At 65.4% G+C, this 21,198-nt stretch carries 20 protein-coding genes; 9 read left to right on the top strand and 11 right to left on the bottom strand.

Annotated features, from left to right (window positions below; genetic code table 11):
* Nucleotides 1-21 precede the first annotated feature (21 nt).
* Nucleotides 22-537, bottom strand: a complete 516-nt coding sequence (locus EOD43_RS04690; RefSeq protein WP_127741538.1) for an RNA polymerase sigma factor — start codon at nt 535-537, stop codon at nt 22-24.
* Nucleotides 538-574: 37 nt separating this feature from the next.
* The gene (locus tag EOD43_RS04685) at nt 575-1,240 is read right to left on the bottom strand and encodes a TetR/AcrR family transcriptional regulator (protein ID WP_127741536.1); all 666 of its coding nucleotides are present in this window, start codon (nt 1,238-1,240) and stop codon (nt 575-577) included.
* Between the two features lie 103 nt (nt 1,241-1,343).
* Here EOD43_RS04685 and EOD43_RS04680 point away from each other — a divergent pair, with 103 nt between their 5' ends.
* Nucleotides 1,344-2,270: an alpha/beta hydrolase gene (locus EOD43_RS04680; protein WP_127744627.1), complete on the top strand. Its 927-nt coding sequence runs from the start codon at nt 1,344-1,346 to the stop codon at nt 2,268-2,270.
* Between the two features lie 10 nt (nt 2,271-2,280).
* Nucleotides 2,281-4,062, top strand: a complete 1,782-nt coding sequence (locus tag EOD43_RS04675) for a flavin-containing monooxygenase (protein WP_127741534.1) — start codon at nt 2,281-2,283, stop codon at nt 4,060-4,062.
* On the opposite strand, the gene EOD43_RS04670 is transcribed toward EOD43_RS04675, so the two are convergent.
* Genes EOD43_RS04670 through EOD43_RS04660 form a run of 3 tightly spaced genes read right to left on the bottom strand, consistent with a single transcriptional unit; the run spans nt 4,059 to nt 6,741 of the window.
* The gene (locus EOD43_RS04670) at nt 4,059-5,090 is read right to left on the bottom strand and encodes a zinc-binding dehydrogenase (RefSeq protein ID WP_127741532.1); all 1,032 of its coding nucleotides are present in this window, start codon (nt 5,088-5,090) and stop codon (nt 4,059-4,061) included. The two genes, EOD43_RS04675 and EOD43_RS04670, sit on opposite strands and share 4 nt — an antisense overlap.
* An 8-nt stretch (nt 5,091-5,098) precedes the next feature.
* Nucleotides 5,099-6,226, bottom strand: coding sequence for an alkene reductase (locus tag EOD43_RS04665; RefSeq protein WP_127741530.1), 1,128 nt, complete (start codon nt 6,224-6,226; stop codon nt 5,099-5,101).
* Between the two features lie 14 nt (nt 6,227-6,240).
* Nucleotides 6,241-6,741 (bottom strand): nuclear transport factor 2 family protein, encoded by a 501-nt coding sequence (locus EOD43_RS04660; protein WP_127741528.1) that lies wholly within the window; start codon nt 6,739-6,741, stop codon nt 6,241-6,243.
* A gap of 104 nt (nt 6,742-6,845) precedes the next feature.
* On the opposite strand from EOD43_RS04660, the gene EOD43_RS04655 reads away from it, so the two are divergent.
* Nucleotides 6,846-7,682: a helix-turn-helix transcriptional regulator gene (locus EOD43_RS04655; RefSeq protein ID WP_127741526.1), complete on the top strand. Its 837-nt coding sequence runs from the start codon at nt 6,846-6,848 to the stop codon at nt 7,680-7,682.
* Here EOD43_RS04655 and EOD43_RS04650 read toward each other — a convergent pair.
* Nucleotides 7,658-8,257, bottom strand: coding sequence for a TetR family transcriptional regulator (locus EOD43_RS04650; protein ID WP_127741524.1), 600 nt, complete (start codon nt 8,255-8,257; stop codon nt 7,658-7,660). The two genes, EOD43_RS04655 and EOD43_RS04650, sit on opposite strands and share 25 nt — an antisense overlap.
* A 301-nt stretch (nt 8,258-8,558) precedes the next feature.
* On the opposite strand from EOD43_RS04650, the gene EOD43_RS04645 reads away from it, so the two are divergent.
* The 4 genes from EOD43_RS04645 to EOD43_RS04630 are packed head-to-tail and all read left to right on the top strand — an operon-like array spanning nt 8,559 to nt 13,555.
* Complete coding sequence (locus EOD43_RS04645; RefSeq protein WP_127741522.1) at nt 8,559-11,084, top strand: TonB-dependent receptor; 2,526 nt, start codon at nt 8,559-8,561, stop codon at nt 11,082-11,084.
* 52 nt (nt 11,085-11,136) lie between these two features.
* Nucleotides 11,137-11,550 carry a carboxymuconolactone decarboxylase family protein gene (locus tag EOD43_RS04640; protein ID WP_164857093.1) on the top strand — a complete coding sequence of 138 codons (414 nt, stop codon included), beginning with the start codon at nt 11,137-11,139 and terminating at the stop codon, nt 11,548-11,550.
* 11 nt (nt 11,551-11,561) lie between these two features.
* On the top strand, nt 11,562-12,716 hold the full coding sequence (locus EOD43_RS04635; RefSeq protein WP_164857092.1) for an MFS transporter: 1,155 nt from the start codon (nt 11,562-11,564) through the stop codon (nt 12,714-12,716).
* Entirely contained in the window at nt 12,713-13,555 is an 843-nt protein-coding gene (locus tag EOD43_RS04630) for an NAD(P)-dependent oxidoreductase (protein WP_164857091.1), read from the top strand. The genes EOD43_RS04635 and EOD43_RS04630 overlap by 4 nt, the downstream gene beginning before the upstream one ends.
* Before the next feature lie 8 nt (nt 13,556-13,563).
* Here EOD43_RS04630 and EOD43_RS04625 read toward each other — a convergent pair whose 3' ends face one another.
* A complete protein-coding gene (locus EOD43_RS04625; RefSeq protein ID WP_127741514.1) occupies nt 13,564-14,337 on the bottom strand; it encodes an ABC transporter ATP-binding protein in 774 nt (257 codons plus the stop codon).
* Nucleotides 14,331-15,335: a FecCD family ABC transporter permease gene (locus EOD43_RS04620; RefSeq protein WP_127744626.1), complete on the bottom strand. Its 1,005-nt coding sequence runs from the start codon at nt 15,333-15,335 to the stop codon at nt 14,331-14,333. The genes EOD43_RS04625 and EOD43_RS04620 overlap by 7 nt, the downstream gene beginning before the upstream one ends.
* 115 nt (nt 15,336-15,450) lie before the next feature.
* On the opposite strand from EOD43_RS04620, the gene EOD43_RS23540 reads away from it, so the two are divergent.
* Both EOD43_RS23540 and EOD43_RS23535 read left to right on the top strand, forming a co-directional pair.
* Nucleotides 15,451-17,628: a penicillin acylase family protein gene (locus tag EOD43_RS23540; RefSeq protein ID WP_164857090.1), complete on the top strand. Its 2,178-nt coding sequence runs from the start codon at nt 15,451-15,453 to the stop codon at nt 17,626-17,628.
* Nucleotides 17,625-17,957, top strand: coding sequence for an EthD domain-containing protein (locus EOD43_RS23535; protein WP_164857089.1), 333 nt, complete (start codon nt 17,625-17,627; stop codon nt 17,955-17,957). Before EOD43_RS23540 ends, EOD43_RS23535 begins: the two co-directional genes overlap by 4 nt.
* Here the strand turns inward: EOD43_RS23535 and EOD43_RS04610 are convergent.
* Genes EOD43_RS04610 through EOD43_RS04600 form a run of 3 tightly spaced genes read right to left on the bottom strand, consistent with a single transcriptional unit; the run spans nt 17,954 to nt 20,897 of the window.
* Nucleotides 17,954-18,667 (bottom strand): TadE/TadG family type IV pilus assembly protein, encoded by a 714-nt coding sequence (locus tag EOD43_RS04610; RefSeq protein ID WP_127741510.1) that lies wholly within the window; start codon nt 18,665-18,667, stop codon nt 17,954-17,956. The genes EOD43_RS23535 and EOD43_RS04610 overlap by 4 nt on opposite strands.
* Nucleotides 18,664-19,245, bottom strand: a complete 582-nt coding sequence (locus EOD43_RS04605; RefSeq protein ID WP_127741508.1) for a TadE/TadG family type IV pilus assembly protein — start codon at nt 19,243-19,245, stop codon at nt 18,664-18,666. Before EOD43_RS04605 ends, EOD43_RS04610 begins: the two co-directional genes overlap by 4 nt.
* Nucleotides 19,242-20,897, bottom strand: coding sequence for a Tad domain-containing protein (locus tag EOD43_RS04600; protein WP_240653080.1), 1,656 nt, complete (start codon nt 20,895-20,897; stop codon nt 19,242-19,244). Before EOD43_RS04600 ends, EOD43_RS04605 begins: the two co-directional genes overlap by 4 nt.
* Nucleotides 20,898-21,198: the final 301 nt, after the last annotated feature.

The raw sequence follows: 21,198 nt of genomic DNA, 5'->3' as shown, positions 1-21,198 counted from the left end.
GACCAGACGGAGTCCTTCGCCTCAAGCCTCATCGAAGCGCCTCCTGAGATCGATCATCGCGCGATAGGCGCGGCGGAGATCGGATTCGACCGTGCTGATGCTCACCCCCATTTCGCGCGCGATATCGCGCTGGGCGACCCCGTCGATACGATGTCTTCGGAATATGGCCGCGGCCCGCTCCCCCAGCGCATCCAGTTCGGCCTGCGCGGCATCGAGCTGTTCGCGCGCGATCAGGCCGCGTTCGGTGGAAGGTTCGTCGGATCGGCCCGCCTCGGTCACGGCGGCGTCGGACCAATCGGCATCGCGCTTCGCCGCCTGCCTGGCCGAACGATAGCGATCGAGCATCAGATTGTTGGCGGCGCGATAGAGGTAGGAGAGCGGCTGCGCGATCGGCTTCGTCGGCGGGCTGGCCCGGACACGCATCCACAATTCCTGCAGGATGTCCTCCGCCTCCTCGCCCCCGCCATGCGCGGCGATGAAGCGGAGCAACGCCCCGCGGTTCTGCATCAATATGGCTTCGAGCCCCGACTCCGCCATTGGTCCGGCACTTTTCTCCCCAATCCGGGGAGGCCCTCTAGCGCCTTTCCCCCATCGGCCGCAAACCGCGCGCGGCATCCGCCATCTCGCGGCGCAGGATGGTGGCGCCCTCAATCGATGCCAATGGCAGCGCGACCAACGCGAAGCCGTGCGCGACCAATGCGCGCCATTCGTCGGGATCGACCGTGGAATCGATCCATTCCTGCACCGCGCCGCTCAGCAGATGAATGAAGTGGCGCACCAGCACGTCGGCCGATCGGCCGGGCCGGATCTGCCCCACGTCGATCGCCGCACCGATCAGCCGGTGCCAGTAATCGACGCCCGCATCGCTGGTGGTCGCATAGGATCGCCCGCCCCGGCTTTCGAGCCGCGCGGCGAAGAAGGCGCGGTAGAAAGCCGGATGCCGGGCCAGATTGTCGCGGAAGCCATCGATCGCGGCGAAGACGCGCGCCAGCGGATCGGCCTGCCCCGCCGCAGGCAGGCGCGTCTCGCTTTCGCGGATCATCCGTTCGTAGAGCGCGGCGAGCAGCCCCGCCTTCGATCCGAACAGATTATAAGGGGTGACTTCGGATACCTGCGCGAGCTCGGCGACGCGGCGCATCGAGAATTCGCCGCTCGTCAAACTGGCGCGCGTCGCTTCGACCAGCGCCTGACGCCGTCCCTCTTTCGCGCTCTCCCGACGCCCCACAGCCGCTTCGCTCATCGCCTGACCATAGGATGCCAAATCCCTCCCCGCAATTTGCCTCTTGCCGGCCAATTACAAAAATATAGCATGCTTTAAAAATATAGACGAGTCGGAGAGGATGATGGACAAGCTGACGCCGCTCAGCCGTATGCTGGTCGATCGTATGGCGGGCGAGCACAATTGGGCCGAACTCGGCCCGGTCGCCTTCCGCGAATATCTGGTCGCCAATCGCCAGCCGCCGACGGGCGAGGACAATATCGTCGCGCAGGATGTGGATGCGGACGGCGTGCCGGTGCGCCTCTATCGCCCCGCCGAGCGCGAGGACGATCTGCCCGTCCTGCTGTTCATGCATGGCGGTGGCTTCGTGTCGGGCACGGTCAACAATTACGACCGGCTGTGCCACCGGATCGCGCGCAAGGCCGGGTGTGCGGTCGCATCGGTCGAATATCGGCTGGCGCCCGAACATCCCTATCCGGCGGCGGTCGAGGATGCGATCGCCGCGCTCGGCTGGGTCGCGCGTGAGGGCGGCAAGTATGGGATCGATACCAGCCGCATCGCGATCGGCGGCGATAGCGCGGGCGGCACGCTCTCGATCGTCGCCTCGCTCAACGCCCGCGATAGAGGTGGTCCGGCGATCCGGCACATGATGCTGATCTATCCGGGCCTCGACCTGGCCAGCGAGACCGAGTCCAAGCGCGAGTTCGGACGCGGCGGCTATATGCTCGACGAAGCTTTCTCGGCGATGTGCATCGGCGCCTACACGCCCGATCCCGCACGCAGGGCCGAACCCAATGCCTCACCGCTGCGGGCGGAGAGCGTGGCGGGGCTTCCATCGGCCACGATCATCGTTCCCGAATGCGATCCACTACGCGACGACATCCTCGCCTTTTCCGCCCGATTGGAGGCGGCGGGCGTGCCCGTCGACACCAAGGTCTATCCGGGTGTTTTCCACGGATTCGTCAGCACCTTCGGCATCCTGCCCGAAGCCGACGACGCCCTCGATCGCGCGACCGCCGGCCTGAAGGCCGCGCTCGCCCCCGCCGCATAGGAGAGAGAAAATGGCTACGATCAGCCCCGAAAGCCCCGCCGACATCCTCGCCCGCTACCGCGCCGAGCGCGACAAGCGCATCGATGCGAAGGGCAACGGCCAATATGTCGACGCGGTCGGCGAACTCGCCCGCTTCGGCGATACCGATCCCAATGCAACGCCGCGCATCGAGCGCGACCCGATCATCGCCGAGGTCGAGGTGCTGATCGTCGGCGCGGGCTTCGGTGGGCTGCTGACCGCCGCGCGGCTCAAGGAAGCGGGGATCGACGATGTCCGAATCCTCGATCTCGCCAGCGACTTCGGCGGCACCTGGTATTGGAACCGCTATCCCGGTGTGCAGTGCGACATCGAATCCTATTCGTACCTGCCGCTGCTGGAGGAGACGGGTTACGTCGCCAAGCATCGCTATGCCTATGGCGATGAGATCCTCGAATATTCGCAGTTCCTGGGCCGCTATTTCGATCTCTATCCGAAGACCAGCTTCCAGACTGCCGTTACCGACGTCCATTGGGATGAGAAGGCGCAACGCTGGCAGGTGAACACCGATCGCGGCGACCGCTTTTCGGCGCGTTACTTCATGCTCGCGGTCGGGCGGGTGAGCCGGCCCAAGCTGCCGGGCATCAAGGGTATCGAGACGTTCAAGGGCCACAGCTTCCACACCAGCCGCTGGGACTATGCCTATACGGGCGGCGACACCCATGCCGATCTGGACAAGCTTGGTGACAAGCGCGTCGCCGTGATCGGCACCGGCGCGACCGGCATCCAGCTGATCCCGCGCGTCGCGAAGACCGCGCAGCAGCTGACCGTGTTCCAGCGCACGCCATCCTCGGTCGGCGTGCGCGGCAATCACGCGACCGATGTCGACTGGTATAAGGCGCAGAAACCCGGCTGGCAGGAATATCGCCGCGCCCTGTTCCTCGATGCAGCATCCGGGCTGTGCGATGACAGCGAGATACGCGACGGATGGACCGAGACCGGCCGCATCCTGCGCGAAGGCAAGCCCGCGCATCCCGAAACGCCCGAAGAAATTGGCAAGCGCGCGATGATGGCCGACATTCAGGTGATGAACGGCCGGCGCCAGCGGATCGACGACACGGTGAAAGACCCGGAGACCGCCGAAAAGCTGAAACCCTGGTATAACCTGTTCTGCAAGCGACCGACCTTCAACGACGAGTTCCTCGACGCCTTCAACCGGCCGAACGTGTCGCTGGTCGACGCGAGCGGCGACAATGCGATCACCGAGATTACCGAGACGGGCGTGATCGCGGGCGGCAAGGAATATCCGGTCGATCTGATCATCTACGCCTCCGGCTTCCAGGTGATCGGCAAGGTCGGCCAGCGCGTGACCTTCCCGGTCAAGGGCCGCGACGGCGTGATGCTGGAGGATCATTGGGGCGCGGGGATGCGCACGCTCCACGGCCTGACCGCGCACAACTTCCCCAACTGGTTCTATATCGGCCAGGGGCAGAATGCGGTCGCGGCCAATTATACGACCACCGTGGACGATCAGGCCAAGCACCTCGCCTATATCCTGACCGAAGCGAAGAAGCGCGACGCGACGGTGATCGAACCAACTGCCGAAGCCGAGCAGGGCTGGCTCGACGAGATCCGCGCGTCGAACAAGCGCCCGCCCGAATTCTACGAGAATTGCACGCCCGGTTATTACAACAATGAGGGCAAGGGCGGCGTGACGATCTGGGCCGAAAGCTACGCCCCCGGCGCCGCCGCCTTCAACGCGCTACTCAAGAAGTGGCGCGATGAGGGCGACATGAAGGGGCTGACTTTGCGCTAACCCAGCCGCGGATCGACGATCATCCGGATCGGGTTGGAAGGATTGCGGGCGCCCTCGATCGCGCCCGCAACGCCATCGAGGCCGACGCGACCGCCGAGCCACGGGGTCGGATCGATCCTGCCGTCGACCAACGCGCGGACAGCCGCCGCGAAATCATCAGGCATCGGCCCGCCGCCATAATGGAGGCTCAGTCCCTTCGTATGCGCGGCGGGGGTGAACATGTGGTCCATTTCCAGGCACCAGCCCGACACCATGATCCGCGATCGCGGGGCGCAGGCGCGGATGATCCCGTCCATCACGCCCGGCACACCGACGCATTCGAAGATGACGTTGGGCACCCGCCCCTCGAACCCCTTCGGCGCTTCATAGGGTGAGGTTTCGGCTGGATCGATCACGATGTCGGCGCCCATCGCGAGCGCCATCCGGCGGCGATCGGCATTGTAATCGGCGGCGATGATCGGGCGGGCATCGGTAAGCTTCAAAGCCAGGATCATCGCGAGGCCGATCGCCCCGCAGCCGATGACGAGCGGGGTATCGTCCGCCGTCACCCGCGCCGCCTTCACATAATAGATGCCGACCGACACCGGCTCCGCCATCGCGCCGATATCGACGCCCAGAGCATCGGGGATCGGCTGGAGCAGCATTTCGGGCAGCACCATATATTCGCCGAACCCGCCCGGCGCATCGTTGGCGAGGCCGACGCCCACCGGCCCCGCCGCCGTGAACCGCACCGGCGTGGAGGTGACGAGCGATCCCTTCTTCAGCGTGCGCTGCGTATCGGGGCCATAATCGATGATCTCGCCCACATATTCGTGGCCGAGGACCACCGGCTTGCTCAGGTCCATGTTGAAGGGACCGTTCACCTCGCGCGACCACTGCGTCAGCAGCTCGCCATGATGCAGGACGTGGAGATCCGACGCGCAGACTCCACACGCGCAAGTGCGCACCAGCACCTCGCCCGGACCCGGCGTCGGATCGGCCAGCGATCCGACGTGGATCGCCTTGTCGAGCATGAAAGCGGCTTTCATCGCCCGGCTCAGCCGGCCATTGCGGGATAGTCGGTATAGCCCGCCTCGGCGCCGCCATAGATCGTCATCTGGTTCGGATCGGCGAGGTCGGCGCCCGCCTTGAACCGTTCGAACAGATCGGGATTCGAGATGTAGCGGCGGCCGAAGACGAACAGGTCGGCCATGCCGGCGTCGAGCGTCTTCTGCGCCAGATCCAACGTCAGATCGCCCGAGGCGATGATCGGTCCGGTGAAGCGATCGCGCAGGAACTGGTAGGGCCAGTGATGCCACACCTCGACTTGGCCCTCCGTGCTGGCGACGGTCGAGAATTCGTTGAGGTGCTGGTAGGACAGGCTCGTCTGGAAGTGCAGATAAGCGGGCTTCATCGCGTCGAGCTTGCGCACAAGCAGGTCGTAGGTCGGCTCGACCTCGGCATCGTTGATGTCGTTGTAGAGGATGCCCGGCGCGATCTTGATGCCGGTGCGTTCGGGACCGAACACGTTGAACAGCCGCTCCATCGCCTCGATCGTGAAGCGGGTGCGCTTTTCGGGGGTGCCGCCCCATTTGTCGTCGCGCTGGTTGGTGTTGGTCGACAGGAACTGCATCGGCAGATAGCCGGAGGCCGCGTGCAACTCGATCCCGTCGAAGCCCGCCGCCTTGGCGTTGACCGCCGCGCGCTCCAGCCCGTCGAGGACGCCGTCGACCTCGTCGGTTTCCAGCGCGCGGGGCATCGCCATGCGGACGAGCTGGACGTTGCCGTCATCCCCGACCGTCAGGATCTGGAAATCGGCCTGCACCGCCGAGGGCGCGACCAGCTGGTGCCCGCCATTGTTGACCGGATCGCCGACGCGGCCGCAGTGCATCAACTGCATGAAGATCTTGCCGCCGCGCGCGTGGACGGCGTCGGTGACGGCCTTCCATCCGGCGGTCTGTTCGTCATTTTCGATGCCGGGCGTCGAGAAATAGCCCTGCGCGTTGATCTCCGGCCACACGCCTTCGGTCAGGATCAGGCCGGCCGAGGCGCGCTGCGCATAATATTCGGCCATGATCGCGTTGGGCGTGCCGGTTGGGCAGCGCGCGCGCGTCATCGGCCCCATGACGAGGCGGTTGTTGAGGCGGATCGGGCCGAGATCGAACGGTTCGAGAACGGATGCCATGAGGGAGTCTCTCCTTAATTGCCGAAATAGCTGGGGTCGGTGCGGTCGCGCTTGCCGGTGGTGGCGAAGGCGCCGGTCGCAGGGCCGCTCACGTCGAAATCGAGCACGAACTTGCGTTCGGCGATGCGCCATTCGCCATCGCGCTTCTCCCAGCGATCGATGTAGCGGCCGAGGTTGCGGATATCCTGCGCCTGGTCGCCTTCGTAACGGCGCAGGGTGACGTCGGCATAGGTTTCGCTGCGCGCCTTGTCCGGCCCGTCGATCCAGATGCGGATGTTCGAAAACTGGTGCGAATGGGCGTGGAAGTGCGGGTGGACCGACATGCACATGTCGACGAAGCCGTGGCCCGTCCCGACGAACATCTGCTCGCCATAATCGGCGGGGCAATCCGCGTGAAATACGGCATAGCCCAGTTCCTTGTCGAGCCGGTCCATCGAGCGGCCATAATCGTAGATGCGTTCGGTGATCGCCTGCTTGTCGAGCAATTGCTGAAGCTGGGTTTCCATATCGGACATCGCTGGCTCCTCTTGATATCGCCCGCCTGTGCCGGCGGGTCTGTCGGGGCGATGCTTGTCATGCTGGCGCAAGCGCGTCGTCACCCTTAAGGGTGATATCTGCGATGTTCGATATGGACGGATATGACGCTCTGATCAGCGGAATCTACGACGCGGGCACCGCGGGCGGATCGCTGTCGCACATGTTCGAACTGATCCGCGACGCGGTGGGCGCGGCCGGCGCCGGGGTGACGATCTACGACGCCGACGATCTGATGCTCACGCACACGCTCGTCCGATCGGGTCGGTCGATCTCGCGCAGGCTGATGGACAAGCTGCTGCCGATGACCGACGATCCGGGCGCCGGCCTCGTCACCGGCGCGCGCTTCCCCTCGGCACGGCGCTTCACCGATATCGTCCCCGAACCGCAATTGCGGCATGCACGCTGGTTCCGCGAACAGAGCGCGCTGACAAGCCTGGGCCACGGCGTGATGATCGACGTCGACATTGCTGGCATCCGCGTGCGGCTGTTCGCGGTTCGCAGCACGGGTGCGCCCAATTTCAGCGAGGACGATGTCGACCTGTTCGACCGGATCGGCCCGCACCTCCGCCGCGCCTTCGCGAAAGACGTCCGGCGCTTCTCCCCCTTTCAGGCGAAACGCGGGCTGCAGGTGATCCTCTATGATGAAGACCGGCTGGCGCCTGCCTTCGTCCGCGACGATCCGTTCGATCGGCAACTCGCCGCGCGATATGGCCTGACGGCGGCCGAATTGCGGGCGTTGCGCGTCATGGCGGGCGGCGTAACCCGCGCCGAGGCGCATGGCCGGCTGGGCATCGGCGCCAATTCGCTCAAGACGCACATGCGCCGGATCTACGCCAAGACGGGGACGAGGCGGCTGCCCGAACTGGTGCTGCTGGTGCAGGCGCTGCGCGGCGGTCAGCCGGCCAGCAAGCCTTCATAACAGGCGATCATCCGTTCGAGCGCGGGTTCGTAGCTGCCGAAACCCGCCGGAATGCCGAACGCCTCGGCCGAGCTTCGTCCTTCGGCCAGCGGCACCAGCGTCGTTTCCATGAACTGCGTGGCGACGACCGCACCCAGCACCGTCTGGTTGGTTTCGAAATAGAGATCGTTCGCCATCCGCTTCGACAAGCCGCGCGTGTGGAGCAGATCGACGATCACGCGGCGGGTCTCCGCGCCGAAATGCGTGCCGGCATTGCCCGACACGAGATTGGCGATCAGCTGCGGCCAGCCGCGCATCCGTTCGAAGGTGAGTGCTGCATGTTCGCGGATGATGTCCTGCCATTCCTGGCCGACATCCTTGACCACCATCGCCTGCGCCCGCCGCGACGCGACCTGGAAGATCAGATGTTCGCGATTGTTGACGTAGCTGTAGAGCGTACCGACCGCGACGCCGAGCCGCCGGGCGAGCGGCGCCATTTCGATATTGTCGATGCCCATCGCCCAGGCTTCGTCGAGCACGCGTTCGAGAGTCAGGCGGCGGGGGCGACCGGCAGGGCGGGCAGCGGGCTTCAACATGCGCGCCCTCTATCGCGCAACTGAACCGGTTCACAATATCGTTTCACGCGCTTGCGGCAGGACCGGAAAAACGGTGTCGCAAAAAGCGCGACTTTAACTGACGTATGTTCTGTTTTATGCATTGCCCGGCAACCGGCCTTTCACAGACGGTTGCCAGATGCAGCGCGCTTTGCGATGCAAAGAGATAATTGAATCGATTCGAAAACGAATCGCTCCGATGCTGACGCGATCAAGACGCAGCACGGAACCTTAGGAGAAAGCGCCGTTCCACCGGAGCGAGCGCGATGGAGGGGAGGATTTTATGAAGATTCTGAACAGGACTCGTGTCGCGTTCCTCGCGTCGGCGGCAGCCGCCGTCACAGCACCCGCCTTTGCGCAGAGCGCGCCTGCGGACGACAACCGCGTCACCGGCGTCGAAGAGATCATCGTCACCGCGCAGAAGCGCGAGCAGAATCTGCAGAACGTGCCGATCTCGATCACCGCGATGACCGCCAACGCACTGCAGGCGAACCGTGTGCAGGACGTGCGCGATCTGAGCGCGGTCGTCCCCAACCTGACGGTCCGTCCGTCGGGCGGCGGTTCGCAGCTTCCCAACTACACGCTGCGCGGCATCCTGACCGGCGGTTCGGCGGTCGGCACCGACAAGGGCGTCGCGCTATATATCGACGGCGTCTATATTCAGGCGACCGCCGGTTCGGTGTTCGAAACCGCCGATCTCGAGCGGATCGAAGTGCTGAAGGGTCCGCAAGGCACCCTGTTCGGCCGTAACGCCACCGGCGGCGCGGTGAGCTTCATCACGCGCAACCCGACCGGCGAGTTTGGCGTGCGGCAGGAGTTCACCTACGGCAATTACGATCAGATCCGGTCGCGCACGCGTGTCGATCTGCCGCAATTCGGCCCGCTGAGCCTGTCGGCTACCTATCTGCACAAGGAACGGCGCGGCGACACGCGCAACCTGGGCGCGAGCACGCGTTGGGATTACGGCCCCGCGACCGGCGGCAAGATCGGCGTGAAGACGTCACCCAAATATCTGGGCGACGAGAATGTCGAGGCGGTGTCGGCCGCCGCCAAGCTCGATCTGCACCCCGATCTCGATCTGATCTACAAGTTCGATTATTCGCAGAACGACTTCACCCCCGAAGCCGCCGGCGTCGCTTACTTCCCGACCGGCTTCCTGTCCGGCCTCTATGCGGCGCAGAGCGCGGCGACCCGCACCCCGGTCACGCTCAAGCGGCCCAAGGCGGTCAACAACAACTTCACCACGCCCGGTTATTCAAAGAATGTCGGCCACAACCTGACCGCGAAGTGGCAGATCAACGATACGGTGTCGGTGAAGAACATCCTCGCCCGCCGCACGACCCGGCTTTACAACACCTTCCAACTCGACGGTCTGGGCGGCCTGCTCAACACGCCGGCGGTTCCGGTGTCGGCGACCGCGATCGTACCGCCGGCCTGGTTGCCGGGCGGCAATCCGGGTCAGGCCTGCCTTGCGCCCGTCCCGTCGACGTCGTGCCTGCAGAGCGTGGGCAAGCCCTTCGCCTATCTGACCAACAACTCGTTCAACAACCTGAAGCAATGGAGCAACGAGTTTCAGGTCAACATCAACACCGACTGGTTCACGATCACCGCCGGCTACCTCTATTTCCACATGTTCCAGCAGACCGGCGGTCTCAACGACGTGTTCAACACGAACATCCTGACCGCCTTCTACGGCCAGGGGACGAGCGCGCAGGGCACCGCCTTCGTGATCCCGCAAAATCCCGGCTTCCAGCCCGGCAATATCAAGGTCAATTCGAACGCGGTTTATGTGCAGCCCGAATTCCACCTGACCGACCGGCTCGACCTCGTTCTCGGCGGGCGCATCACCAAGGACCGCAAGAAGGGCAACGAATATCTGCCCAACCAGCCGACCAATCCCGCGCTGCCGCGCCTGATCTCACCGATCCGCTATCGCAGCTCGCACCAGAACTTCCTGGTGGGCGTGAACTATCGGCCGGTCGACGGCATCCTGACCTACGCCAAATATTCGACTGGCTATATTTCGGGCGGTCAGCTGGCGACGATCCCGTTCCAGCCCGAAACCGCAAAGTCTTGGGAAGCCGGCATCAAGGCCGATCTGCTCGATCGGCGCCTGCGCACCAACCTGTCGGTCTTCGACGTGAAGTATAAGGCGATCCAGTACAACACGTCGGGCACGATTTCGGGCGTGCCGGCGGCCTTCCCCTTCTCGGTCGCGATCATCTCCTCGGCCGATGCCAAGGCGTATGGCGCGGAATGGGAAAATACCTTCATTCCGGTCGACGGCCTGACGCTGGGCGCGAACTTCGGCTACCTGCACTTCAAGTTCGATCAGGACACCGTGTTCGGCGGGATCGGATGCCAGGGGCCAAGCTGCACCGGCGGTTTCGTGCTCCAGTCGGGCGCGCCCGGCTATCGCGAGTTTGCGCGGCCCAAGTGGACTGGCAATCTTTCGGCGCAATATGAAACCGCGCCGATCATCGCGGGCGGCCACATGATGTTCCGCGTCGACGGCAACTTCCAGAGCAAGAACTCGCTCACATCGGATCTCACCCCCGGCACCGGCCCGACCTCGCAGGCCGATCCGGTCCTCGTGAAGGCCGCGACCAAGCCGTTTGCGTGGATCGTCAACGGGCGCGTCGCGCTGACCGACTTCGACCTCGGCAGCACCAAGGCGACCGTCGCGGTGTGGGGGCGCAACATCCTCGACAATGACGACATCATCCAGTTCGTCGGCCTCGGTCCCGTCGGCTCGGCGCTTTATGAGCGCGCGCGCACCTACGGCGTCGATCTGGCGGTGGAATTCTGATCTCCCTGGCCCGGCGGGTGCCCTCCCGCCGGGCCCTTTCCCAAGGTGTTGCATGGCCGACCATAATCCCACCGAACAGGACATGATCGCACGCGGCCAGGCCGTGTTCGACGATTGCTATCGCGGCGTCGTGCCGCAGCCGCCGCAAATCGACCCCAAGGGGTTCAGCGGCATGACGATGAAGATGTTCAACGATTTCTGGGGCGGGATCGAACAGCTTTCGATGCGCGACAAGCGCATGGTGATCCTGGGCGGCCTCCTGTCGCATGGCCGCGCGGATATGTTCACGATCCACGCCGAATGCGCGCTGCGCAATGGGGAGATGGACGCGAACGAGCTGCGCGGCGTCGTCCTGATGGCGCTGCCCTATATCGGCTTTCCCAATGCGTCGGTATGCATGATGGCGTCCGAACAGGTGATCGCGAAGGTGCAGAGCGGCGCGCCGGTACAACCGCCGTCATTTTGAGCCATTCGCCGATGAACGCCGCGGGCAAGACCGCGATCGCGCTGGGCGGGGTGCTGCCGGGCGTGGCGCTGGGCACGATATCGGTGATGCTGCCGGGCATCGCCGACGCCTTCGGCAATGGCGAGAATGGCCTGTTCATCAAGATGGTCGCCACCGCCACCGGCCTTGGCATGATGATCGGCGCGCCGATCGGCGGCTGGCTGTCCGATCGGCACGGGCGCCCGCCGGTGCTGGCCGCCGCGACGATCATCTTCGGGCTGGTCGGCTGCGGGATGGCGCTGGCCGACGCGCTCTGGCAACTCGTCCTCGGCCGCTTCATCGTGGGGTTGATGGTCGGGACGATCTCGACCGGTTACATCGCGCTGATCGGCGATCATTTCGCCGGCTCCGCGCAGAGCCGCTGGCTCAGCATCAACGGCGCGCTCGCGACCTTCGTGGTGGTCGCGCTCAATCCGATCACGGGCATGCTCGCCGATCTGGGCTGGCGTGAGGCGTTCGCGGTTTATGCGACGGCCTTCCCCTGCCTGATCCTGCTGCTGGTCGGCGTGCCGCGCACCGCGAAGCAGGCCACGCCGCAGCAAGCGACGCCGCGCGGCCGCGTGCCGGGCGCGGCGCTGTTGCTGGGCGTCGCGGCCGGAACGCTGGCGACGGGCACCTCGCTCTACTGGCCGTTCCGCCTGCGCGAAGTGGGGCTGGAATCGGCGCAGGACATCGCCTTCTACGCGCTGCCCAACACATTGCTGATCGGGGCTGCGGCCTTTTCCTACGGCATCGTTCGCAGGCGCCTTTCGATCCGGGGCGTGTTCATGCTGTGCGGGCTGATGTCGGCGCTGGGCCTCGTGGTCATGGCGTCGGCGACCACGCCCGGCGGGGTTGCGACGGGGCTGGTGCTCGAAGGCATCGGGGTCGGCCTGCTCACCCCCAATCTCTCGCTCTACACGATCGAGCTGTCGCCGCCGGACCGGCGCGCGGCGATGATCGGGCTGGTCAAGGGCGTCTATTTCGGTAGCCCGTTCCTGACCCAGTTCGCGCTCGAATGGATCAACCACCGCGCCGGCACCTCCGCCGCCCTGCTCGCCATCGCCGTCATGGCGGCGACTTTGGGCCTCGCCATGCTCACCGCCATGATCCGGACCGGATCGACGAAGGGAATCGTCACGTCATGACCAAAATCGCGTTCATCGGATTGGGCAGCATGGGCGCCCCGCAGGCGCGGCTGATCGCGAAGGCGGGCTTCGACCTGGCGGTTTACGATCCCTTCCCCGCCGCGATCGAGGCGTTCAGCGGTATCGCCCGCCTCGCCTCCTCCGCAAAAGACGCGGCGAGCGGTGCGGCGCTGGTCGGCATCTGCGTACGCGACGACGAACAGGTGCGCAGCGCGATCTTCGGCGAAGACGGCGCGGCGGCGGGGATCGCGCCCGGCGGCCTGATCGTCATCCACAGCACGATCCGCGCGGATACGGTGCGCGCGATCGCCGACGAACTGGCGCCGCGCGGCATCGGCGTGATCGACGCCGCCGTATCGCGCACGCGGATGACCGACGATGACAGGTTCGTCGTCTCGATCGTCGGCGGCAGCGAGGCCGATTTCGCCCGCGCGCGGCCGATGCTCGACGCCTTTTCCACCGACATTCAGCATATGGGGCCGCTGGGTGCGGGCGTGTCGGCCAAGGTCGCCAACAATATGATCACCTGGACCCACATCGTCGTGGGCATGCAGGCCGCGTCGATGGCGGCGGCGAATGGCGTGAAACTCGATCAGCTGCGCGCGATCCTGAAGGCCAACGGCAATCTGACGCCGCCGGTCCAGTCGCTGCTCGACGCGCGGATCGCGGGAGATGCGGCCGCCAGCCCGCAGCGCACCGAATTGCTCAGGAGCCAGACCGGCATCGGCCAGAAGGATCTGAGCCTCGCCGCCGAGAGCATCGAAGCCGCGAGCCTCGATCCGCAACTGGCGCTCGCCGCCAAGGCGCTGGTCGCCTTCGCGATGGACAGCGCCAGCTAGATACTCCGCTAGATTCTGGCCAGCGGCACCACCATCGGCGAGGCGCCGTCGAGGTCGATCATCGCCGATATGCCATAGGTTGCGCGCAGCCGTTCGGCGTCGAGCACCTGCGCAGGCGCGCCGTCCGCCACGATCGCGCCCTCGTCCAGCAGCAGCACCCGATCGCAATAGCGCGCGGCCATCGTCAGATCGTGCAGCACCGCGACGACCAAGGCCCCGCCCCGCGCCTCGCGCGCCAGCAATTCCATCACGTCGATCTGGTGGCCGGGATCAAGCGAGGCGAGCGGTTCGTCCACCACCAGCCCCGGCGCCCCGACCGCCAGCGCGCGTGCCAGCATCACCCGCGCACGCTCGCCGCCCGAAAGCTCGGTCGCGATACGGCCGGCAAGATGCCCCGCATCGACGCGGGCGAGCGCGTCGGCCACCACGTCGCGATCCGCCGCGCTCATGCCCGACATCGGCGCGAGATGTGGGAGCCGCCCCAGCGCCACCAGCCGTTCGACCGCCAGCGGCCAGTGCAGGATCTGCCCCTGCGGCAGATAGGCGATCGACCGGGCGATATCGCGCGGCGACAGCCCCGCCACATCGCGCCCGTCGAGCAGCACGCGCCCGCCCGCTGCCGGCACAAGGCCCAGCATCGCGCGCACCAACGTGGACTTGCCCGCGCCATTGGGGCCGACCACGCCGATCAGTTCGCCGGGCCGCAATTCGGCGGTGGCGCCCTGCACCACCGTCCGCTGGCCAAGCGCCACCGACAGACTTTCGATCGCAACCGTCACCACAGGCGCCGCTCCCGCAGCAGATGGACAAGGAAGACCGGCACACCGAGGAAGGCAGTAACGACGCCCAGCTTCAATTCATTCGTCGTCGGCACCAGTCGCACCAGCACGTCGGCGAAGGTGAGCAGGGCCGCGCCGCCGATCATCGACGGCAGCAGGATCGCAGACGGGGTCCGGTCGGTCAGCGGGCGAACGATGTGCGGCACGATCAGGCCGACGAACCCGATCGCCCCCGATACCGCCACCGCGCCGCCTACACCGATCGCCGTGCCGAGCAGGATGCGCAGCCGCGTCATCCGCAGATCGAAGCCCAGCGATCGCGCCGCATCGTCGCCCAGCGACAGCGCGTCTAGCGCGTGCCCGTCGACCAGCAGCAGCGCCATGCCGATCAGGATGCAGGGCAAGGCGATCCAGATATGTTCGACCGACCTGTTCTCGATCGATCCGAGCAGCCAGTTCATGATCTCCATCGCCGCAAAGGGATTGGGCGACAGGTTAAGCGCCAGGCTGATCCCCGCCCCCGTCAAAGTCGACACCGCAATGCCGGCGAGGATCATCGTAAGGCTGCTGTCCGATCGGCCTGCGAGCGTGAACAGCAGCAGGAGCGAACCGAGGCTCCCGGCGATCGCCAACAGCGGCAGCACGACGACATGGGCTTCGGACAGCCCGAAATAGAGCGCCGCCACCGCGCCCAGCGCCGCCGCGTTGGACGCGCCCAGCACCGATGGTTCGGCCAGCGGATTGCGCAAATAACCCTGCAGCACCGCGCCCGCGAGACCCAGCATCGCACCGACCAGCAGTCCGACGACCATGCGCGGCACGCGCAGGTCGATCACGATCGTCCGCGCGATCCAGTCGCCCTGCCCGGTCAACGCCGCGATCACGCGCGCCGGCGCGATCGAGACCGCGCCAAACCCCAAAGATGCGAAGGCGGCGAGCAGGACGAGCAAGGCGGCTATGGGGAGCAGCGCGGGATGGCGGCGCCTGCCCGGATCGGTGATGCTGATCGTCGTTCCCCTGCCCTTGGCGATGTTCGACGCCCCGCTAACGTAAAAGCGGCGCGCGGCCAAAGCGAAACCTGTGGGCAGGCGCGACAAGCGTCGTTACGCTCGCTTCATGAAGACGCTTCCAGCCCTGCTGATCCCGATCGCCCTGCTCACCACCGCCGCGGCGCCCGCCCCGGACATGGGACGCTGGAAAGCGACAGCCGCGCGGGTGACGATTACGCGCGACGACTGGGGCATCCCGCATATCAAGGGGCGCACTGACGCCGATGCGGTGTTCGGGCTGATCTATGCGCAGGCCGAGGATGATTTTCCGCGGATCGAGGCGAATTATCTCACCGCGCTCGGCCGCACGGCGGAAGCCGAGGGCGAGGAAGCTATCTGGGCCGATCTGCGCCAGCGCCTGTTCGTCGACGATGCCGAGTTGAAGGCGCAATATGCCAAGAGCCCCGTCTGGCTGCGCAAGCTGATGGACGCCTGGGCGGACGGCCTCAATTTCTACCTCGCGACCCATCCCGAAACGAAGCCCAAAGTGCTGACCCGCTTCGAACCGTGGATGGCGCTGAGCTTCACCGAAGGCAGCATCGGCGGCGATATCGAGCGTATCTCGCTGACCGAACTCAAGACCTTCTATGGCCAGCCGACCCCGCCCAGCCCTGAGGAACTGGGTATGATCCCGCGCGAGCCGTCCGGATCCAACGGTATCTCGATCGCGCCGAAGCTGACGAAGGATGGCCACGCGCTGCTGCTGATCAATCCGCACACCAGCTTCTACTTCCGGTCCGAAGCGCAGATGACCAGCGATCAGGGGCTAAACGCTTATGGCGCGAGCACCTGGGGCCAGTTCTTCATCTATCAGGGCTTCAACGCGAAGGCGGGGTGGATGCACACATCCTCTACCGTCGACAATATCGACGAGTTTGCCGAGCGGGTGGCGCACAAGGGCGACGGCTATACCTACCGCTACGGCGCCGAGACGCGGGCGGTGACGAGCAAGCCGATCGTCATCCGCTATCGCCAGCCCGACGGCACGATGGCGGAACGCAGCTTCACGACATGGCGCACGCATCACGGCCCGGTCGTCGCCGCGAAGGACGGCAAATGGATCGCGACCGCCCTGATGTGGAAGCCGATCCCCGCGCTCGAACAATCCTATCTGCGCACCAAGGCGACCGACCTGAAAAGCTACATCAAGGTCGCCGAGCGCAAGGCCAACTCTTCGAACGATACATTGTTCGCCGACAGCAAGGGCGAGATCGCTTTCCTGATGCCGCAGTTCATGCCGCTGCGCGACGATCGCTTCGACTATCGCAAGCCGGTGGACGGCAGCGATCCGGCGACCGACTGGAAGGGGCTGCACAGCCTGCCCACCCTGCCCAGCGTGATCGATCCGAACAGCGGCTGGGCCTACAACACCAATGACGGGCCGTGGAACGCGGTCGGCCCCGGCAGCCCGCGCGCGGCCGATTTTCCGCGCTACATGGATCAGACGGGCATGAACGCCCGCAGCGCGCATGCCGATATCGTGTTGAACGGGAAAAGCGGCTGGACGGCGGAAAGCCTGCGCGATGCCGCCTTCGATTCCTATCTACCCGCCTTTGCGCGGCTCCTGCCCGATCTGATCAAGGCGTGGGAGGCCTTGCCCGCCGACAGCCCGCGTCGCCGCGCGCTGGCCGAGCCGATCGCTTTGCTCAAGGGCTGGGACCATCGCTGGGGCTACGATTCCACCGCGACCAGCCTCGCCGTCTTCTGGGGCGACGAATTGTGGCAGGAGGTCGGCAGCTTCGCCAAGGCGCAGTCGATGAACGTGCCCGATTATATCGCCACCCGCGTCACGCCCGAGGACAAGCTGGCGGCGCTGCAGGCAGCCGCCAATCGGCTGACGAGCGACTTCGGCAACTGGCAGACGCCGTGGCGCGAGATCAACCGCTTCCAGCGGCTCGACGCCGCGATCAAGCCGCATTTCGACGATGCCGCGCCGTCAATGCCGGTGCCCTTCACCTCGGCGCAATGGGGCACGCTCGCCTCGTTCGGGGCCAAACGCTGGCCGGGCACGAAGCGTTATTACGGCACCAGCGGCAACAGCTTCGTCGCGATCGTCGAGTTCGGCCCCCGCGTGAAGGCCAGCGCAGTGATGGCGGGCGGGCAGAGCGGCAACCCCGCCTCCCCGCACTTTGCCGACCAGATCGGCCGCTATGCCGAGGGGCAGTTGCGCCCGATCTACTTCTACCCGACCGACCTCGCCGGCCACGTCACCGCACGCTACCGCCCCGGAGACGCGCCGCAATGATCAAGATCATCTCGCTCCTCCGCCGCAACCCGGCGCTGACACCTGAGCAATTCCGCACCTACTGGCGCGAAACGCACGTCCCGCTGGTCCGATCGCTATTGCCGGGCCTGCGCCATTATGAAGGCTGCTTCCCCGTCGACGGCGCGCTCGATGGTTATGACGCCGACGCGATCGTCGAACTCGCCTTCGACGATCGCGAGACGATGGAGCGCGAAATGAACAGCCCCGCCTTCCTCTGCGAGGAACGCGTGCGCAGCAGCGCCTATCTGCTCGATCTCAACTCGGTGCGGAACATCCTGGTCGAGACCGAGGATGCGCTGAAGCTTTAGGCCGTGTACACGTTGCACGTCGCGCGCGTGGCAGTGGGCGACGGGTTGAAGATCTGCGAATAATCACGCCGGTCGCGAACGATCAGCGAGGCGACGTGGTGGATCTTCTGGGGCTTCATGAAGAGGCCGCCGAACAGCCTCTGATAATTGTAGTTCACCTCGACGAACATCAGGCCCGCACCCTGCGGCGCGCTCACCTGAAAGCCCGGATCGCCGATGCCGGTGGGCGCCAGCGTGCCCGCGGTCCCCGCGGTCGCATCGGTCCCCGCCGAGGCCGACGTCGTGCCGTAGCTCGAGTCATAGCCCGTGCCGCTGATCTTGCCGACGCAGCGTTGCCAGTGGATGCGCTGCACCGCCGCGCTGTCATAGCTCTGCTTGACATATTCGAGGCTGGAGAGCGTCACGCGGCCATAGGTCGTCAGGTTGATCGCATCGCCCTGAATCCGCGCGCCCTGCAGCACGTCGTTGATGTCGACTTCGCGCAACTGGGTGATCGACAGCGACGTCGCCGCGCCCACGCGCGAGGCGTGATCGGCCAGATCGAGCGCCGCCTGGCTGACGCGGACATTGGCGATGGCGTAGTTCGTCATCTCGATGCCATAGCCGCCCGCGACGAGCAGCAGAGGCACCGACAAGGCGAACTCGATCGTCGAGATGCCCCGCCGATCGTCGTGCAGCCGTCGCGCGATACGGGTGAGTGCGCGTCTCATGTGCACACCGTCGTCGGCGCGGTGATCACCTGCGTTCCATAAGGCTGGTTCTTGAGCGTGGTCGTCGCGGTCAGCACCTGCGGCCCCGTCCAGCCCATCCACGCCGCAAGCGGGAACAGGCGCGGATAGCTGATCGTCACGGTATAGACGACGCTGTCGCTGGCGCCGCCCGCGCCGGTCGAACCGGGATCGGCATCCCACGCCTTGTTGTTGTTGATGTCGGTATAGCATTCGCCGATCTGACGAACGCCGTCGCCGTTCAGGTCGGTGAAGGGCTCGGGCTGGATATTGCCGAAGGTCGTATAGCTTTTGCGCGAGGGAAAGCCGGTGGAGAACACGGCACGCGGCGCCGCCTGCTGAACCTGCGTCAGCACCTGATCGTCGATCGTGTCGATGTCCGCACCCTGGATCGTGCTGTCGCGACCCGCCTTTTCGACCGCGCCCGTCAGGATCGACTGGATGTAGCCCTGATAGGCCAGTTCGCACAGGCCCATGATCAGCAGCAGCAGGAACGGGACGACGAGCGCGAACTCGATCGCCGCCGCACCGCGCAGATCGCCGGAGATGCGCCGGATCATCGCGTGATCCGGAGCATCGCAACCTGCTTGGCGATCGCCGCAAAGGCGTCCGCAAGCCCGGTGCCGGTGGTGCTGTAGAGCGCCTGCGCGGGGATGGTCGCGCACTTGGTCATCTCGCTCGTCGCCGCGGAATCGATCGAAACCGTCCACACGCTGATATTGCGCGATTTGGCTGCAGTGCATTCGGCCAGGAAACGGGCGTTGTGATAAGCCTTCAGCGTGGCGCTATCGAGGTCGGTCGTCTTGGAAATCCGGCGGTCGAAATATTCGACGCCATAGGCCCCGTACACCGTATAGTTCGGCGACATATCGCCGTCGGTCAGGAACACGATCACCTTGTTGGTGGCGTTATGGCCCGGCCACGGGCCGTTGTCGGACGCGAAGATGCCCTTGGTCGACAACATCCGCGTGCCCCAGATCATCCCGATATCGTGATAGGTGCCGCCCAGCGCGCGGAAGTCCGTCGCGTTGACGTAATTGGACACCTGATTGCGCGTCATCGTCTTCAGACGCGACACCGGCTTTCCGCATGCGACGGCCGCCGGACCGCCATAGCCGGTGGCGGTCGCCAGCAACTCACCGGCCGACGAGGATGCCACGGCGTTGCGAATATAGACGACGTCGGACCAGGCCGGCTTCCACTGGGTGCGGATATCGCTGGTCGGGATCAGATCGGGATTGAGGTCGTTCGGCAGGTTCGACTGGCTGAACGATGTCGTGCCGGACGTGGTGAAGCGTTCCTCGATGCAGCCCGGCCAGCTGCTGTTGCCACTGGTCTTGCTCGGGTCGGTCACGCTGGTCTGGCTGACGAACATGCTGACGTCGTAGCTCATCTGCTGGTACGTCCAGTTGCTGCCGTTGCGCAAACGGCTCTGGTAGTTCCAGACCTTGTTCGCATTGCCGCTGCCGCCGACCATATAAGCAGGCGACATCTGCATGATCGCCTTGCCAGCATTCACCGATGACGCATAGGTGACGAAGCCATAGCGAATGTTGGTCGAAGGATCGGCCGCCGACGCGAGCGTATCGTAGAAGCTGAGCACCGCTGTACGCAGCGCCGCCATGCGCGACCCGCTCTTTTCGGGCACATAGAAGCCGGTGGAGCCCGGATAACCGACCGTGCTGACATTGCCGCTGCCATTGCCGTCGGCGGGGCGCGAGAAGCTCGTCGTGCCGGCATCGCGGACATAGTTGTTACACGTCACGTCGTCGTCCTGCGGCAGGCAGGCCATCGATCCGGTGGTATCGAGCACGAACAGGACATCGGTGTCGGCGACGTCATAGCGCGCCTCGCACGCGACGTTGATCTGCTGGGCGGGCACGCCGAACATCGACATGATCGTCATCGGCACGATCGCGACCGCGGTGCCGGCGACCTGCGCCTCGCTGGTCTTCGTCGGGGTGAAGCCGACCGACTTCGCCCCGAACCAGCCGGTGCGGAAATTATTGGCGAAGAAGGCGTTCGCCTGCGCCTGCGCGGTCGAATCCAGCGTGGTGTTCGCCATCGACGTGTCGGTCATGAAGCGGCGGCCCGCCAGCACCCCGGCGTCGCACGCCTGCTGCAACCGCATCTTCACGAAATACATGCGCGCGGTATCGACCGCACAGCCGGAGAAGGCCATCAGCGGCACCATCGTCATGGCGCTGATCACCAGCACGTTCCCGCGGACGTCCTTCCGCAGGCGCTGAAGAAATCCCTGGCCTTTCGATACCCAACGCAACGCCCGAACCCCGGCACACGATTACAAACGCTGCCTTATGCGCGATGCGATATGTGGATTCGGTAAACGCGCCGCTTGCCTTAGACGTAAGTATGAAGCGGCGGGATGATGCCGGTCCGCCGATCGCGCCATTTGGATATGCCGCTTTGCCGCGATGCGATCCTTGCCAGTACGGCCTTGTTGGCATAAGCGCGGCGCGTCAGGCTCAGGGCGGCCGAGGATTCCGACCGAC

It is taken from the genome of Sphingomonas crocodyli (assembly GCF_004005865.1).
In the GTDB taxonomy this organism is placed as follows: Bacteria; Pseudomonadota; Alphaproteobacteria; order Sphingomonadales; family Sphingomonadaceae; genus Rhizorhabdus; species Rhizorhabdus crocodyli.
The sequence above is the reverse complement of the archived record's forward strand: the minus strand, read 5'-3'. Positions and strand labels throughout refer to the sequence as shown.